14 protein-coding genes are annotated in these 15,922 nt (G+C 70.4%); 7 read left to right on the forward strand and 7 right to left on the reverse strand.

Features of this window, described 5'->3' with window-relative positions:
- Window positions 1-221 precede the first annotated feature (221 nt).
- Together EIW28_RS07285 and EIW28_RS07290 are read right to left on the reverse strand one after the other, a co-directional pair.
- The gene (locus tag EIW28_RS07285; protein WP_158630308.1) at window positions 222-971 is read right to left on the reverse strand and encodes a tyrosine-protein phosphatase; all 750 of its coding nucleotides are present in this window, start codon (window positions 969-971) and stop codon (window positions 222-224) included.
- Between the two features lie 323 nt (window positions 972-1,294).
- A complete protein-coding gene (locus EIW28_RS07290; RefSeq protein ID WP_125247048.1) occupies window positions 1,295-2,512 on the reverse strand; it encodes a DUF349 domain-containing protein in 1,218 nt (405 codons plus the stop codon).
- A gap of 144 nt (window positions 2,513-2,656) precedes the next feature.
- Between EIW28_RS07290 and miaA the strand changes: the two genes are divergently transcribed.
- The gene (gene miaA, locus EIW28_RS07295; RefSeq protein ID WP_125247049.1) at window positions 2,657-3,616 is read left to right on the forward strand and encodes a tRNA (adenosine(37)-N6)-dimethylallyltransferase MiaA; all 960 of its coding nucleotides are present in this window, start codon (window positions 2,657-2,659) and stop codon (window positions 3,614-3,616) included.
- Here miaA and EIW28_RS07300 read toward each other — a convergent pair.
- The 5 genes from EIW28_RS07300 to nadA form a co-directional block, all read right to left on the reverse strand.
- Window positions 3,573-4,568, reverse strand: coding sequence for an aldo/keto reductase family protein (locus EIW28_RS07300; RefSeq protein WP_125247050.1), 996 nt, complete (start codon window positions 4,566-4,568; stop codon window positions 3,573-3,575). The genes miaA and EIW28_RS07300 overlap by 44 nt on opposite strands.
- A gap of 70 nt (window positions 4,569-4,638) precedes the next feature.
- Window positions 4,639-5,718, reverse strand: coding sequence for a WG repeat-containing protein (locus EIW28_RS07305; RefSeq protein WP_148102609.1), 1,080 nt, complete (start codon window positions 5,716-5,718; stop codon window positions 4,639-4,641).
- A gap of 131 nt (window positions 5,719-5,849) precedes the next feature.
- The gene (locus tag EIW28_RS07310) at window positions 5,850-6,542 is read right to left on the reverse strand and encodes a DUF3043 domain-containing protein (protein WP_125247052.1); all 693 of its coding nucleotides are present in this window, start codon (window positions 6,540-6,542) and stop codon (window positions 5,850-5,852) included.
- A 27-nt stretch (window positions 6,543-6,569) separates the two neighbouring features.
- A complete protein-coding gene (gene murA, locus EIW28_RS07315; RefSeq protein WP_125247555.1) occupies window positions 6,570-7,895 on the reverse strand; it encodes a UDP-N-acetylglucosamine 1-carboxyvinyltransferase in 1,326 nt (441 codons plus the stop codon).
- A 313-nt stretch (window positions 7,896-8,208) separates the two neighbouring features.
- Window positions 8,209-9,375: a quinolinate synthase NadA gene (gene nadA, locus EIW28_RS07320; RefSeq protein WP_125247053.1), complete on the reverse strand. Its 1,167-nt coding sequence runs from the start codon at window positions 9,373-9,375 to the stop codon at window positions 8,209-8,211.
- 159 nt (window positions 9,376-9,534) lie between these two features.
- On the opposite strand from nadA, the gene EIW28_RS07325 reads away from it, so the two are divergent.
- The 6 genes from EIW28_RS07325 to EIW28_RS07350 all read left to right on the forward strand — a co-directional run bounded on the left by EIW28_RS07325 (window position 9,535) and on the right by EIW28_RS07350 (window position 15,922).
- Window positions 9,535-10,638 (forward strand): glycerate kinase family protein, encoded by a 1,104-nt coding sequence (locus tag EIW28_RS07325; protein ID WP_197717135.1) that lies wholly within the window; start codon window positions 9,535-9,537, stop codon window positions 10,636-10,638.
- Between the two features lie 147 nt (window positions 10,639-10,785).
- Entirely contained in the window at window positions 10,786-11,169 is a 384-nt protein-coding gene (erpA, locus tag EIW28_RS07330) for an iron-sulfur cluster insertion protein ErpA (RefSeq protein WP_125247055.1), read from the forward strand.
- A 152-nt stretch (window positions 11,170-11,321) separates the two neighbouring features.
- Window positions 11,322-12,026, forward strand: coding sequence for a carbohydrate kinase family protein (locus EIW28_RS07335; RefSeq protein ID WP_125247056.1), 705 nt, complete (start codon window positions 11,322-11,324; stop codon window positions 12,024-12,026).
- A gap of 214 nt (window positions 12,027-12,240) precedes the next feature.
- On the forward strand, window positions 12,241-13,905 hold the full coding sequence (locus EIW28_RS07340) for a peptide ABC transporter substrate-binding protein (protein ID WP_232013897.1): 1,665 nt from the start codon (window positions 12,241-12,243) through the stop codon (window positions 13,903-13,905).
- Window positions 13,906-13,998: 93 nt separating this feature from the next.
- The gene (locus EIW28_RS07345; protein ID WP_125247058.1) at window positions 13,999-15,009 is read left to right on the forward strand and encodes an ABC transporter permease; all 1,011 of its coding nucleotides are present in this window, start codon (window positions 13,999-14,001) and stop codon (window positions 15,007-15,009) included.
- Window positions 15,002-15,922: an ABC transporter permease gene (locus tag EIW28_RS07350; protein ID WP_125247059.1), complete on the forward strand. Its 921-nt coding sequence runs from the start codon at window positions 15,002-15,004 to the stop codon at window positions 15,920-15,922. Before EIW28_RS07345 ends, EIW28_RS07350 begins: the two co-directional genes overlap by 8 nt.

The raw sequence follows: 15,922 nt of genomic DNA on the forward strand, positions 1-15,922 counted from the left end.
TTCCAAGCTACGAGCGGGGTGTGACATCCGCAATCGGATTTCCACTTGCCGACCGGTAAGCGGCCGCGGCGCGCCGCCCGCGGGGCGGGTGGGCGGGCTCGACGCACTGCCATCCCGAACCCCCGCCCGCCCAGGGGAAAGGTAGGTGCGATCCTGCCGCGGGGGTCCGACGGAAACGCCGCCCCGACACCGGAAGTGTCGGGGCGATCACACCGCGGCCGCTAGGCCAGCAGCTGCTCGCGGAGCGCGTCGGCCTGGTCGAAACCGGTCGCCGCCACGTAGTCGCGCATCGACCCGAAGCGGGACTTCATCTCCGCGATCGTCTCCAACATCGCCTCCGCCGGCGTGGTCAGGCCGCTCTCGGTGGCGGGCTTGCCGATGTTCGCGTCGCGCCACGCGCGCCAGCGCGCGATCCCGAAGTTCGACAGCTCGTACTCGCGGGCGATGTCGGCCTCGTCGACGCCGAGCACCGACAGGAGCGCCGCGGCCACCAGGCCCGTGCGGTCCTTCCCGGCCATGCAGTGGAACAGCACCGGCTCGCCGGTCGCGATCACGTCGAGCGAGTCGCGGACCGCCTGGTACCCGGCCTCGTACATGCCCGAGTACCGCTGGCGCAGGAACGGCACCACGTCCGAGCCCGCCGGGTAGTGGCGGCCGATGTTCTCCCACTTGACGTGCAGGAGCTCGAAGTGGTGGAACTCGACGCCGTCGACCTCGGGGAAGCGGCCGGCGATCTCCCACTCCTCGGCCCGGCGCAGGTCGATCACGTGGCGGATCCCGAGCCGGTTCACGAGCAGGTCGAGGTCGGCCTCGGTCACCATGCCGAGGTTGTCGGAGCGGAACACCCGGCCGGTCCTGACCCGCTTGCCGTCCGCGGCGTCCCAGCCGCCGACGTCCCGCAGGTTGAAGACCTTCTCGGCGTCGATGAACTGGCGGGGGAGCGAGTCGAGGGTCGTGCTCTCGAGGGTCATGCGGGTGCCTTCCTGTCGGGGGGACATGGTCGGATCGGGCAAAGCGAACGGCGCGGACCGAAGCGGTCCACGCCGTCGTAGCCCTGTTCCATTATCCCGATCGGTCCGCGAACGTCCTCATGCGTCCGAACCAACCCCGGGAGAACGGCGGGTTGCGCCTACTTCGAGGCCCCGGCCAAAGCCAGGCTGCGCTACTTGGTTCCTTCCGCAAGCTGCAAGCTGCGCTACTTGGTTCCTTCCGCAAGCTGCAAGCTGCGCTACTTGGTTCCTTCCGCAAGCTCCAGGCTGCGCTACTTGGTTCCCTCCGCAAGCTCCAGGCTGCGCTACTTGGTTCCTTCCGCAAGCTCCAGGAACTGCTTCTTGCTCGCCAGGTCCGCCTCGGCCTTCTTGATCCGGCCGGCGTTCCCGTCCGCCTTGGCGCGCGCGAGCTTCTCCTCGGCCTCGGCGACCTGCTGGCGCATCTGGAGCAGCAGTGGGTTCTCCTCGACCGGGACCTTGCGCCACGCCGTGTCGAGCGCGTCGCGGAGCTTGTCCTCGACGTTGCGCAGGCGGCGCTGGAGCTTCGCCTGGTTCTTGCGCGGGACCGCGCCGATGTCGTGCCACCCGGCCTGGAGCTCGCGGAACGCCTGCTGCGCGGCCTTCGGGTCGGCCTCGATGTCGAGCGCCTCGGCCTGCTTGAGCAGCTCCTCCTTGGCGGCCTGGTTCGCCTCCAGCTCCGCGTCGCGGGCCGAGAACACCTCGGAGCGCGCGTTGAAGAAGACGTCCTGCGCCGCCCGGAACCGCTTCCAGGCCTTCTGCTCGGCGTCGGGCGCGAGCCGCCCGGCGTCCTTCCACTCGGCCATGAGCCCCTTGAGCGCGTCGGCCGTCGGCCCCCAGTCCTGCGAGGTCGACAGCTCCTCCGCCTTGGCGATGAGCTCTTCCTTCTTCTGCGCGATCACCTTGCGCTCGGCGTCGAGCTGCGAGAAGTAGGCCCCGCGGTGGCGCGTGAACGTGTCGCGCGCGGCCGAGAAGCGCCGCCACAGCTTCTGATCGGTCTTCCGGTCGACCCCGTGGATCGCCTTCCACTCCTCGATCATCTCGCTGAAGCGCTGCCCCGACGCCTTCCAGTGGCTGTCGCGGGCCGCCAGCTCCTCCGCCTCGGCTACCAGGGCCTCCTTGGCGGCGACGGCCTCGGCGCGCTCGGACTCCTTGGCGGCCTTGAACTCGCCGAGCTTGTCCTCGGCGTGCTTCGACAGCCCGTCCAAGCGGGCCGCCAGGCCCTCGACGTCCCCCACGACCGCGGCGGTGTCCAGGCCCTCGCGGAGCTTGCGCAGCTGCGAGGCCGCCTGCTCCACGTCGGCCGACTCCGAGTTCAGGCGCGCGGCGATGAGATCGACTTCCACGACGAGGTCGGCGTACTTGCGCGCGAAGTGCGCGAGCCCCTCCTCGGTCGAGCCGGCCTGCCAGGAGCCGACCGCGCGCTCGCCGGAGGAGGTCTTCACATAGACCGTGCCGTCGGCGTCGATGCGGCCGTAGCTGGTCCAGTCTCCGAGGTCACTCATCGCGGTAATCTCAAATCCTTCACACGAACTTAGGGACGTATTTCCCGTACCTTACGGTGGTCGGCGGGTCGCCGCCAGCCGGGTCGGGCCTGCACACGTACCGAGGGGGTCATTCAATTGAACAGTGCCGATTTCTCGGCTCGCATGCCTCGCCGAGGGGAAGTGGACGGCACACCCACCCTACAACCGCCGGTGCTCGCCGTCGTAGGCCCCACCGCGGCGGGCAAGACCGCGCTCTCGGTCGCCCTCGCCGAAGCCCTCGGCGGCGAGGTGGTCAACGCCGACTCGATGCAGCTGTACCGAGGCATGGACATCGGCACCGCGAAGATCACCGAAGCGGAGCGCCGCGGCGTCCCCCACCACGTCTTCGACGTCCTCGACGTCACCGAGCCCGCTGACGTCGCCAGCTACCAGCGCCTCGCCCGCGGCGCGATCGAGGCGATCCGCGCCCGCGGCAACCGCCCCATCCTGGTGGGCGGCTCCGGCCTGTACGTGCAGGCCGCCCTCGACGAGATGGACTTCCCCGGCACCGACCCCGAGATCCGCGCCCGCCTCGAGGCCGACCTCGAACGCGAGGGCCCGGCCGCCCTCTGGGAGCGCCTCCGGGCCCGCGACCCCGAGGCCGCGAAGGCGATCCTGCCCTCGAACGGGCGCCGCGTCGTGCGCGCCCTCGAGGTCGTCGAGCTCACCGGCTCCTTCACCGCCTCGCTGCCCGAGCCGCAGGCCCACTACGCGGCCGTGCGCATCGGCGTCGACCTCGACACCGCGCTCCTCGACGAGCGCATCGAGCGCCGCGTCCAGGCCATGTGGGACGCCGGGCTCCTCGACGAGGTCCGCGCCCTGGAGGCCCGCGGCCTGCGCGAGGGCCGCACCGCCTCCCGCGCCCTCGGCTACCAGCAGGTCCTGGCCCACTTCGCGGGGGAGTACGACGAGGCCGAGGCGTTCCGGCTGACCGTGCAGGGCACGCGGCGCTTCGTGCGCCGCCAGCGCTCCTGGTTCAAACGCGACGGCCGCATCGAATGGTTCGATGCGGCCGATCCGGACCTGTTCGCGAAGGCGCTTACGCGCGCGGGTTCGGCGCCGTCGTCTCCTTCGGGTCGGTGACGGCCACCGGGGCGAGCAGGTCGTTGATCTTCGCGTAGACCTCCTCGGGCAGCTTGACGCCGACGGCCTTGACGTTCTCCTCGACCTGCTCGGGGCGGGTCGCGCCGATGATGGCGGCGGAGACGTTCGAGTTCTGGAGGACCCAGGCCAGGCTCAGCTGCGCGATGGTCAGGCCGACCTCCTCGGCGATCGGGCCGAGCTGCTGGACGCGCTCGAGCACGTCGTCCTTGAGCCAGCCCTCGACGAAGCGCCCGAACTTCGGGTCGGCGCCGCGCGAGCCCGCGGGGGCGGCCTGACCCGGCTTGTACTTGCCGGAGAGCACGCCGCCGGCGAGCGGGGACCACACGATCTGGCCGATGCCCAGCTCCTCGGAGGCCGGGACGACCTCGGCCTCGATGACCCGCCACAGGGCCGAGTACTGGGGCTGGCTGGAGACGAGCTGGATCTTCAGGTCCTTGGCGAGCTCGGCGCCGGCGCGGATCTGGTCGGCGGTCCACTCGGAGACGCCGATGTAGTGGGCCTTGCCGGCGTGGACCACGTCGGCGAACGCCTGCATGGTCTCCTCGAGCGGGGTCTCCACGTCCCAGCGGTGCGCCTGGTACAGCTCGACGCGGTCGGTCTGGAGGCGGCGCAGCGAGTTGTCGATGGACTCCTTGATGTGCTTCGCGGACAGGCCCCGGTCGTTCTTGCCCGGGCCCATCGGCCAGTACACCTTGGTGAAGATCTCCAGGCCGTCGCGGCGCTGGTCCTTGAGCGCGCGGCCCAGGACCTCCTCGGCGGCGCCCTGCGCGTACACGTCGGCGGTGTCGAAGGTGGTGATCCCGGCGTCGAGGGCGGCGTTCACGCACGCGACGGCGGCGTCCTCCTCCACCTGCCCGCCGTGGGTGATCCAGTTGCCGTAGACCAGTTCGGAAATGACGAGGCCAGAGCGGCCGAGATGACGAAACTCCATGGGTACACAGCTTACCTGCCGCGCGGCTAGGGGCAAACGCCGCCATGATCGCAACGCGCGTTCGAGCGCGCTAGAGCGGCCCGTCGTCGATGGACACGACCCCGTCGAGCCGGTTCAGGGCCTCGGCCCGGTCGACGCGGGCGGGCACGAGCTCGTTGCCGTCGAAGCCGAGCGCGCCCCACGAGTAGCCGTCGGTGACGAGGAACCCCGCCGGGTGGACCTCGATGCGCTGGTAGCGCGGGGGCACGACCACGCGGCCGGTCTTGTGGACGGCGAGGACGCGCCCGCGCTGGGCGGCCACGGCGACGCCGTTGACGAACCCGGTGACGGTGCGCCCGTCGGCGGTCGGGGTCTCCATGGCGCCGTAGAGCATCGGGACCACGACCGTGCCGGTCTTGTCGATGGCGCCCCAGTCGGCCTGGCAGACCGCGGCGACGCCGCCGCGGAAGTCCCCGGCCTGGCTGAACGCGGCCTGCACGACCGGGCGCCCGTCGGGGCCGAGGTAGCCGAAGCGGCCGGTCTGCGGGTCCTGGAACCGCTCGGGCGCGGGGTGCCCGGCGCGCTCGGCCCAGCCGCGCGGGGAGGCGCCGAAGCCGTACTTCGCGGCGTGCTCCTCGATGAGGGAGAGCGCGGTCTCCACGATCTGCATGACGAACGCGTGCGGGTTCTGCTCGGAGGCGCGCTGCACGTGGATGAGCGACTCGGTGATGCGGCCCTGGGCGATGCACGAGAGCCCGGCGTAGGCGCGGACGGCGCCGGTGAGGGTGCGCGGCAGCTCGCCGGCCTCGGCGAGCGCGAACAGCTGGTCGGCCTCCTCGTAGCGGCCGCGCACGCGCAGGACCTGCGCGAGGCGGGCGCGGGCGGGGGCCAGGAGCAGGTCGGCGCCGACGGCCTCGGCGTACTTGACGGCGGCGGCGGCGTCGACCTCGGCGCCGTCGAAGTCCCCGAGGACGCGGAGGATGACGGCCCGCACCCCCAGCAGCCGCGACTGGTCGGCTTCCCCCGCGTACCGGGACAACCGGAGCGTGGCCTCCTCGCGTATCTGCTGGAGGGCCACGGTGTCGGCGATGGCGTGGCGCATGGTGGCGCGATCGAGTGGGCCCAGGGCGCGGAACAGCCCCGCCCGCAAGTCCGCCGCGACATCAACCACGTTGACTACTTTCCGGGGTCAGAGAGGGCTACGTCAGTTTCGAGGGTAAGCCATCGCGACCGGGGAGGGGCAGTCGAGCGACCCCGGGCACGATCGCCGCATCGAAGGCGGGGCCGGGCGGCCCCGCCTGCTCATTTGACGATCTTGCCGAGGTCGTCCTCGGTCGCCTTGTAGCTCATGCGCGGGCGGGGGTTGCGCATGGAGCGCGGCATGATGCTCCGCTGGATCGCGTACCAGTAGAGGCCGCCCATCCGCTGCGTGGTCTTCGGGAAGCGCTTGGTGACGATCCGCTTGACCCGGCGGCTGAGGAACACCGACTCGATCGCGATCGCGCCGGTGAGGGCCAGGAGCCCGATGAACAGGTAGCTCTGGAGCTGCACCGAGCCGGCGGTGGAGAAGATGAGGATCGCGAACGCGCCGAACATGTAGTACTGGCCGACGGACCAGCGGGAGTCGACGATGTCGCGCACGAGCAGGCGCTCGGCCCCGCGGTCGCGGGGGAGGTGGTACTTGTCGAAGAGCGGGTCGCCCTTCCACTGGCCCTCGGCGATGCGGGCGCGCTCGGCCCGGAGGTCCTCGCGCGCCTGCTTCTTCTGCTCCTTGGTGAGGGGCCCGGCCTTCTTGGCGGCCTCGCGCTTCTCCTTGTTGGTGAGCGGCGGGTTGACCGGCGGCCGGGCCTTCGACTGGTTGGGCCGCTTGGGCGTGGCCTTCCCCTTCTTGTCCGTGGCCGAGACCGGCTGCGGTTCCTCGGTTGCAGGGGCTTCCTGGACGGACTTCTTGGCCACGGACTCGGCCTTCCTCGGTTCGCTGCGGGCGCTGGTCATCCAAGCATACCTACGCCCGGATCACGCTCATTTCGTGACAGGTCGCTCGATCTTCGCGCCGAGGCCCAGGAGCTTCGCCTCGAAGTTCTCGTAGCCGCGGGTGATGTAGCGGTCGACGCCGTACACGCGGGAGGTGCCCTCGGCGGCCATGGCCGCGATGAGGTGGCTGAAGCCGGCCCGCAGGTCGGGGATCTGGAGGTCGGCGGCGTGCAGCTTCGAGGGCCCGGCGATGACGGCCGAGTGCAGGAAGTTGCGGCGCCCCCAGCGGCACGGGGTCCCGCCGAGGCAGTCGGAGTACAGCTCGATGTTCGCGCCCATGCGGCGCAGCTCGGAGGTGTAGCCGAAGCGGTTCTCGTACACGGTCTCGTGCATGATCGACAGGCCGTCGGCCTGGGTGAGCGCCACCACGATCGGCTGCTGCCAGTCGGTCATGAGCCCGGGGTGGACGTCGGTCTCGAGCGCGACGGGCTTGAGCGGGGTCCCGGGGTGCCAGAAGCGGATGCCGCCGTCGACCGGGTCGTCGTCGACCTCGTACGCGCCGCCGATGGAGCGGAACACGTTGAGGAACGTCATCATGTCGGCCTGCTGGGCGCCGCGCACGAACACGCTGCCCTCGGTGGCGAGCGCCGCCGAGGCCCACGAGGCGGCCTCGATGCGGTCGGGGAGCGCGCGGTGTCGGTAGCCCTTGAGCTCCTCGACGCCCACGATCTCGATCACGCGGTTGGTGTGGACCTTGATGATCGCGCCCATCTTCTGGAGGACGCAGATGAGGTCGATGATCTCCGGCTCGATCGCGGCGTTGCGCAGCTCGGTGGTGCCCTTGGCCATGACGGCGGTGAGCAGGACCTGCTCGGTGGCGCCGACGGACGGGTACTCGAGCTCGTAGCGGATGCCGTGGAGGCCGTTGGGGGCCGACAGGTGCGTGCCGGCGGCGTCCTTCTCGACGACCGCGCCGAACTGGCGGAGCGCGTCGAGGTGGAAGTCGATGGGCCGGCCGCCGATGTTGCAGCCGCCGAGGTCGGGGATGAACGCGCGGCCGAGGCGGTGCAGGAGCGGCCCGCACAGCAGGATCGGGATGCGGCTGGTCCCGGCGTGGACGTTGATCTCCTCGACGCCGGCGGACTCGACCGAGGTGGGGTCCATGTACAGCGTGTCGCCGTCGAGCTCGACGTCGACGCCGTGGACGCGCAGGAGGCCGGTGACGACCTCGACGTCGCGGATCGCGGGCACCGAGCGCAGCACCGACGGCGAGGTGCCCAGGAGGGCCGCCACCATCGCCTTGGAGACGAGGTTCTTCGCCCCGCGGACGGTGACCTCGCCTTCGAGCGGGGTGCCGCCGTGGACGATCAGCATGTCTTCGGGGGTGGCGTCGGTGCTGCTCAACAGGTCTCCTCGGATGGAGTGGAGTGCTGGTATGGAAGCCGGGATGCGTCTCTGCAAGAAATGTACGACCGGGAAGCGCCGCCGAGGGGGCGATGGCCGGTTCCGGGCAATCGCCCGTTCGCCTCGAATCAACTCGGCGGACCAACGATAACGGAATAGCCACAGGGAAAACCCCCAGGTAGCGGGATAACCCTCGGTGATCATGCGCACCCGCGGCACATCTACTACACGCGCGAGGGGCCCGGAACCGTTCACCCTGTGGCGCACGACTCCGGGCGGACTCCTACGGGAGGGCGAGCATCCGGTCGAGGGCCTCGCGCGCGTACGCGGCGGTCCGCTCGTCGACGGTGATGACGTTCGGCACCCGCCCGGCCACGAGCTCCTCGAGGGCCCACACCAGGTGCGGCAGGTCGATCCGGTTCATCGTCGAGCAGTAGCAGACGGTCTTGTCCAGGAACGAGATCTTCTTGTCCGGGAAACGGTTCGCCAAGCGGCGCACCAGGTTCAGCTCGGTGCCGATGGCCCACGACGAGCCGGGCGCGGCCGCTTCGAGCGTCTTGATGATGTACTCGGTCGAGCCGACGTAGTCCGCGGCCTCGACGACCTCGTGCTTGCACTCGGGGTGGACCAGGATGTTCACCTCGGGGTCGACCCGGCGCATCTCCTCGACGCACTCGAGCGTGAAGCGCCCGTGGACCGAGCAGTGGCCCTTCCACAGGATGATCTTCGCGTTCCGCAGCTCGTCGTCGGTGAGCCCGCCGTTCGGCCGGTGCGGGTTGTAGAGCACGCAGTCGTCCAGCGAGTAGCCCATGTCGCGGACCATCGTGTTGCGGCCCAGGTGCTGGTCGGGCAGGAACAGGACCTTCTCGCCCTGCTCGTACGCCCACCGCAGCGCCCGCTCGGCGTTCGAGGAGGTGCACACCAGGCCGCCCTCGCGGCCCACGAAGCCCTTGATCGCCGCGGTCGAGTTCATGTACGTGACCGGCACGGTCACGTCCGCGATCCCGACCCGCTTGAGGTCCTCCCAGCACTGCTCGACCTGCGAGGCCGTGGCCATGTCGGCCATGGAGCAGCCGGCGGCCATGTCGGGCAGGACGACCCGCTGGTGGTCGCCGGTGAGGATGTCGGCGCTCTCGGCCATGAAGTGCACGCCGCAGAACACGATGTACTCCGCGTCGGGGCGCGCCGCGGCCTGCTGCGCGAGCTTGAACGAGTCGCCGGTGACGTCGGCGAACTGGATCACCTCGTCGCGCTGGTAGTGGTGGCCGAGGACGAACACGTTGCCGCCCAGCGCCTCCTTCGCGGCCCGCGCCCGCTCGACCAGGTCCGGGTCGGAGGGGGCGGGCAGCTCGCCGGGGCAGTCCACGCCGCGCTCGGAGCCGGCGTCGGAGCCGCGGCCGAGCAGCAGGAGCGCGGTCTGGGTGTTCGCAGGTTCAGTGAAGCCCGTCATGGCCGCAATCCTAGTCGCTCGCGAGGTCTCCTCGGCCCGCTCGAATCCGCGATGCGGACCGCCCGTCGCGCAGTGTGGGACCGGGCACGCCCGGCCGCCGTGAGGCAAGCGGTTACACCATGGTCGGGGGCCGCCGGGGCCATCCACTACCCTCAAGGTGTGCGCATCCTCATAGCTCCCGACAAGTTCGCCGGAACCATGAGCGCCGGCGAAGCCGCCGACGCCGTCGCCGCCGGGTGGCTGGCCGCCCGCCCCGGCGACACCGCCGCGACCCTGCCCCTCGCCGACGGCGGCCCCGGCTTCACCGAGGTCCTCGCCCGCGCCAAGCCGCAGGCGCAGCTGCGCACCGTCGACGTCTACGACCCGCTCGGGCGCCCGATCAAGGCCGACTACCTCCTCGACGGCGACACCGCCTACGTCGAGTCCGCCGCCGCCTGCGGCCTCCACCTCCTCGCCCCCGAGGAGCGCGACCCCGTCCGCACCACCACCTACGGCGTCGGCCTCCTCATCGCCCACGCGATCGAGAGCGGCGCCCGCCGCGTCGTCGTCGGCCTCGGCGGCTCCTCCACCAACGACGCCGGCGCCGGCATGCTCACCGCCCTCGGCTGCGTCTTCCGCGACCTCGCCGGCGAGCCCGTCCCCTACGGCGGCGGGGGCCTGACCTCGGTCCACACCGTCGAAGGCCAGCCCCGCACCCGCGGCGTCATCTTCACCGCCGCCACCGACGTCGACTCGCCCCTGCTCGGCCCGAACGGCGCCACCGCCGTCTTCGGCCCCCAGAAGGGCGCCGACGCCCGCACCGTCGAGAACCTCGAACGCGCCGTGGCCCACTTCGCCCGCACCCTGGAGGACACCCTCGGCCTGCACGGCGCGGCCGAGAACCCCGGCGCCGGGGCCGCCGGCGGCATGGGCTTCGCCCTGTTCCTCCTCGGCGGCTCCCGCGAGTCCGGCGCCCGCCTCACCTGCGACGCCGTCGGCCTCGACGCGCAGATCGCCGCCGCCGACCTCGTCATCACCGGCGAGGGCTCCTTCGACTCCCAGAGCCTGCGCGGCAAGCTCGCCGCCGAGGTCGCCCGCGGCGCCGCCGCCCACGGCAAGCCCTGCCTCGTCCTCGCCGGCCGCTCCGACGTCGCCGCCCACCCCGACCTCGCGGGCGTGTACTCCGTCACCGAACTGCTCGGCTCCGCCGAGGAGGCCATGGCCAGGCCGGTCGAGGGCCTGACCGCGCTCGCCGAGCGGGTGGCGAAGGAATGGCAGGAATAGGTACCGTCGGACATCAGCCGAGACGCCGCGCCACGACCGCTCCCGTGTGACGTCGGGAATAAGGACGCGTGCAATCCGGTTGGGTACTGTTGACGGGTCGATTGGACCCGGTCGACCCGGGTTCCGCACACATCAGAGGAGTAGCAAGTGAGCGCCACTCAGCAGGCTGACACCACGCAGTCGAACGACGCCAAGGACGAGACCAAGGTCGGCGTCGTGCTCACCGAAGCCGCGGCCGCGAAGGTCAAGGCCCTGATCGAGCAGGAAGGCGAAGAGGGCCTCCGCCTGCGCGTCGAGGTCAGCCCCGGCGGCTGCTCCGGCCTGCGCTACGGCCTGTACTTCGACACCGACGTGCGCGACGGCGACACCGTCCAGGACTACGAGGGCTTCGGCGTCATCGTCGACAAGATGAGCATCCCGTACCTCATCGGCGCCAGCATCGACTTCGCCGACCGCATCGACGCCCAGGGCTTCACCATCGACAACCCGAACGCCCAGGGATCCTGCGCCTGCGGCGACTCGTTCCACTAGGCCCCGGCCAGACTCGCGAAGCCCGGTCGGACGCTTTCGCCGACCGGGCTTCGGCGTGCGCTAGGCTGAGCGGCCCCGCGCCGGACGATCCGTTTCGCCCCGCGCCTTCCGAATCCGATCATCCAGTCCCCGACTGAACGAGGACCTTCTCAGTGGCACCTGTCGTGCAAGGCATGAAGACCGCCGTCACCGGAACGACCGCCGAGGCCGTGGGCCACGGCATGGCCCGCCTCGGGCAGGCCCCGGTCGTCCTCGACCGCGAGGAGCTCGACCTCATCGAGGTCATGGAGCGCGGCGGCTCGCTCGGGCTCATCCACATCGGCCCCGCCGAGGCCAAGGCCATGCACGCCTACGCCGACCAGGCCCGCGACCTCGGCCTCGAGTTCAGCGCCGACCCCGGCGAGCTCGAAGGCGAGGAGGCCGTCGACTTCCTCACCGGCGCGAAGTTCCTCGTCACCAGCGAGGACCGCTACCACCTGCTCCAGGCCACCACCGGCCTCGGCGACGACGAGATCCTGGAGCGCGTGCGCGTCCGCGTGACCACACTGGACCAGGACGGCGTCGAGATCGCCGGCCACGACATGGACCGCGTCCGGGTCCCCTTCGCCCGCGCCCGCGAGATCATCGACCCCGCCGGCGGCGTCGAGGCGTTCACCGCCGGGCTCCTCGCCGGACTCGGCTGGGGCATGAGCCTGCGCCGCGCCTCCGAGGTCGGCAGCCAGCTCACCGCGCTCGCGCTCGAATCCGTGGGCCAGCAGGGCTACTCGGTCAACCCGGTCGAGTTCGTCAACCGCCTCGAGCAGTCCTACGGACCGGCCGCCGCGGCCGAGGCGTCCGCATACCTGTTGCCCGAGTGAACTCGCGCGTCGTATTGACCCGCAACGGAAACACTCGTCTCACAAAGCGGGATTTAGGCGGCAATACCGCCGCAACACTGCACGTGCAAGGTCTCTGCTTACCGTCCGCCAGGTAACGATTTCACAACGTACTCTTTTCTTTGTTTGTGTTGTGCGACATGGTGTGAGTTATCCCACGACCCACTCACACCCTGGAGCGTTCCCAGTGCGACGAATGCGAATGACGGTGGCCGCCATGGCGGTCGCCGGGCTCGCGGTATCCACCGCGGCCTGTGCCGGCGATGAAGGCGACGTCGACGGTGAGGGCGGAGGCGGCGGCGGCACGGTCAACATGCAGATCGGCGAGATCCGCAGCCTCGTCCCCGGCGGCTCCGGCGAGTCCGAGGGCTACCGGATCATCAAGAACGTCTACGACGGCCTGGTCTACTACGACCGGGAGACCGGCGAGCCGCAGAACCTCGTCGCCGAGGAGATCACCTCCCCCGACAACCAGGTCTGGACCATCAAGATCAAGGACGGCCTGACCTTCCACAACGGCGAGCCGGTGAACGCCGACGCGTTCATCCGCTCCTGGGACCGGACCGCGCTCGCGTCCAACTCGCTCCCGCTGAACTACTTCTTCGGCACCTTCGAGGGCTACGCCGAGATGAACCCCGACCCGCTGCCGGAGGACCAGTGGGCCGACCCCGAGGTCCCCGAGTGGGCCCCGATCGCCACCACCCACCTCTCCGGCGTCACCGCGATCGACGACCTGACGCTCGAGGTCAAGCTCTCGGCGCCGTTCATCGGCTTCCCGACCATGCTCGGCTACGAGGCGTTCTACCCGGTCGCCGAGGAGTGCCTGGCCGACCTCGAAGCCTGTGAGGCCAAGCCGATCGGCAACGGGCCCTTCATGTTCGAGGAGCCCTACGACATCGAGAGCGGCGGCACCGCGGTCCGCTGGGAGGACTACGCGGGCGACATGCCGGCGCAGATCGACGCCGTCAGCTGGAAGGTCTACCTCGAGGGCGACGACTGCTGGGCCGACTTCCTCACCGGCGACATCGACGTCTGCCGCCCGACCGCGGCCGACTACGAGAACGCGATGAACGACCCCGACCTCGAGTCGCGGCACATCCAGCAGGACGACCCGAGCATCCTGATGCTCGCCTTCCCGCTCTACGACCCGATGTACCAGGACGTCAACCTGCGCCGCGCCATCTCGATGGCGATCGACCGCGAAGGCGTCGCGAACGTCGTCGGCCCCGAGCGCTTCTACCCGCTCGACTCGTGGGTCCCCTCCTCGATCCTCGGCGGCGGCCAGGGCGCCTGCGGCGAGTACTGCACCTACGACCCCGAAGCGGCCCAAGCGCTCCTGGCCGAGGCCGGCGGCTGGCCCGAGGGCGAGAAGATGCAGATCTGGGTCAACGACGCGGCCGACAACGTCGACATCTTCCGCGCCATCGGCGACTCGATCTCCCAGTCCCTGGGCATCGAGTACGAACTGGTCACCCTCGACTTCCCCGAGTTCCTCGCCACCCGCGAGGAGCACGGCGTCGACGGCCCGTTCCGCTCCGGCTGGGGCCCCGACTACAACCTGAACGAGAACTACCTCGAGCCCATCTACGGCGGCGGCGCCTCCGTGAACGACCAGGGCTACGAGAACGCCGAGTACAGCGCCAAGATCGCCGAGGCCGGCGCGGCCGCGACCCTCGACGAGGCCGTCGCCCTGTACGCCGAGGCCGAGAAGATCCTCGCCGAGGACATGCCGAGCGTCCCGGTGTTCGGCGAGCGGTTCAACTACTTCTACACCGAGCGGCTCGAGAACGTGTACATCCACCCGATCTACTCCGGTCCGGGCGGCGACTGCGAGCTGCGCGAAGTCACGGTCGTCGAGTAGCGCCTACAACTGAAGACCGCCCGGGCGGGACCGCCGCGGCTGCGCGAGCATGCCGCGGCGGCCCCGCCCGGGGGCTCTGGAAACGGAACAACCATGGGACGCTACGTGATCCGCCGCCTCCTCCAGGCGCTCTTGACCCTCGGGATCGTGCTCTTCCTGCTCCACTACCTCACCGCGCTGTCCGTGCAGATCCGCGGGAACCCGGCGCTGCTGTTCTTCGGCGGCGACCGCACCCCCGACCCGGGCATGCTCGCCCAGGTCGAGCGGCTCTACGGGCTCGACAACAAGTGCTACGAGCGCGTCGGCGACCCCTGCCTGGCGCCGTTCGTGGACCGCCTCCAGAACTTCGTCCAGGGAGACTTCGGCACCACGCTCAACGGCAACCGCGACGTCGGCCAGCTCCTGGCGATCTACATCCCGAACACGCTGCGGCTGTTCATCTTCGCCACGCTCACGCTCGTCACCGTGGCGATGGTGCTCGGCACCTGGGCCGCCCGGCACCGCGGCAAGTTCATCGACCACACCGTCCGCGGCACCACGATCCTCGCCGACTCGATCCCGGTGTTCCTCATCCTGCTGTCCTACGTGTACATCGTGGCGGTCCCGCTCACCCGCTGGGCCAGGGACATCTGGGGCACCGAGTCGTTCATGGGCCAGGTGTTCCGGCCGAACTACAACCCCGACTGGCCCTGGGTCACGATCATCGTCCCCGGGATCATCGTCGGCACCGTCGGCCTCGCCACCATGACCCGGCTCATCCGCGCCAGCCAGCTGGAGAACCTCGGCTCGGACTTCGTGCGCACCGCGAAGGCGAAGGGCCTCAAGCCGATGCGCATCACGATCGTGCACGTCATCCGCAACTCGATGATCCCGATCATCACCGGCATCGGCTTCCTGTTCGCGTTCATGCTCTCCGGCGCCGTCCTCACCGAGGGCGTCATGGGCATCCCCGGGATGGGCCGCATGATCTTCCAGGCGGTGCAGCGCCAGGAGGGCAACCTCGTCATCGTCGGCCTCACGGTCTCAGCGGTGGTCGTGGTGTTCGTGAGCCTGATCGTCGACCTCCTCTACGCCGCACTCGACCCGAGGATCCGCTATGAGTGAGCTGACCGCCCCGACGCCGACCGCCGAGCGGCAGGCGTCCCTCTGGTCGGACGCGTTCCGCACCATGCGCAAGCGCCCCGACGTCATCATCGCGAGCCTGGTGCTGCTGCTCGTGTTCGCGATGGCCGCGCTGCCGGGCCTGTTCACCGACAAGGACCCGACCGTGTGCATCGGCCGCGAGGCCAAGCTGCGGCCCGACACCTGGTTCACCGGGGACCACCCGCTCGGCACGGACGCCTTCGGCTGCGACTTCGCCGCCACCCTCGTCCACGGCACCCGGCCCACGATTACCCTGGCGCTCACCGTCATCGTCGCCTCGGTCCTGGTCGGCCTGGTCCTGGGCATCCTCGCCGGCTACTACGGCGGCTGGCTCGACACGCTCATCTCCCGCGGCCTCGACGTGTTCATCGTCATCCCGATGCTCATGGGCGCGGTCCTGATCCTGAGCCTGTTCCGCGGCCGCGTCGCCGCCGACAACCTGTTCGAGACCATCGCGCCCGCCGCGATCTCCCTGGCGCTGTTCGGCTGGATGGAGTTCTGCCGGTACACGCGCGCGGCCACCCTGGAGACGAAGCACCTCGACTACGTGGTGGCCGCCAAGTGCCTCGGCGCCTCCGACCGCCGCATCATGTTCAAGCACATCCTGCCGAACGCGATCGTCCCGGTCACCGCCGTCGTGCCCACCACCATCGGCGGCATCATCGTCACCGAGGCGGCCCTGGCGGTCCTCGGCATCGGCGTCCAGCCGCCCGCCACCAGCTGGGGCGTGCTGCTGTCCAAGGGCACCGAGTGGGCGGGCGGCGGCTACGTCTACCTCTTCGCCTGGCCGCTGGGCCTGCTCGTGCTGACCGTGTTCGCGTTCGCGACCTTCGGGGACGCCCTGCGCGACGCCCTCGACCCGAAACTGAGGTGA

The organism is Glycomyces terrestris (genome assembly GCF_003933745.1).
In the GTDB taxonomy this organism is placed as follows: Bacteria; Actinomycetota; Actinomycetes; order Mycobacteriales; family Micromonosporaceae; genus Glycomyces; species Glycomyces terrestris.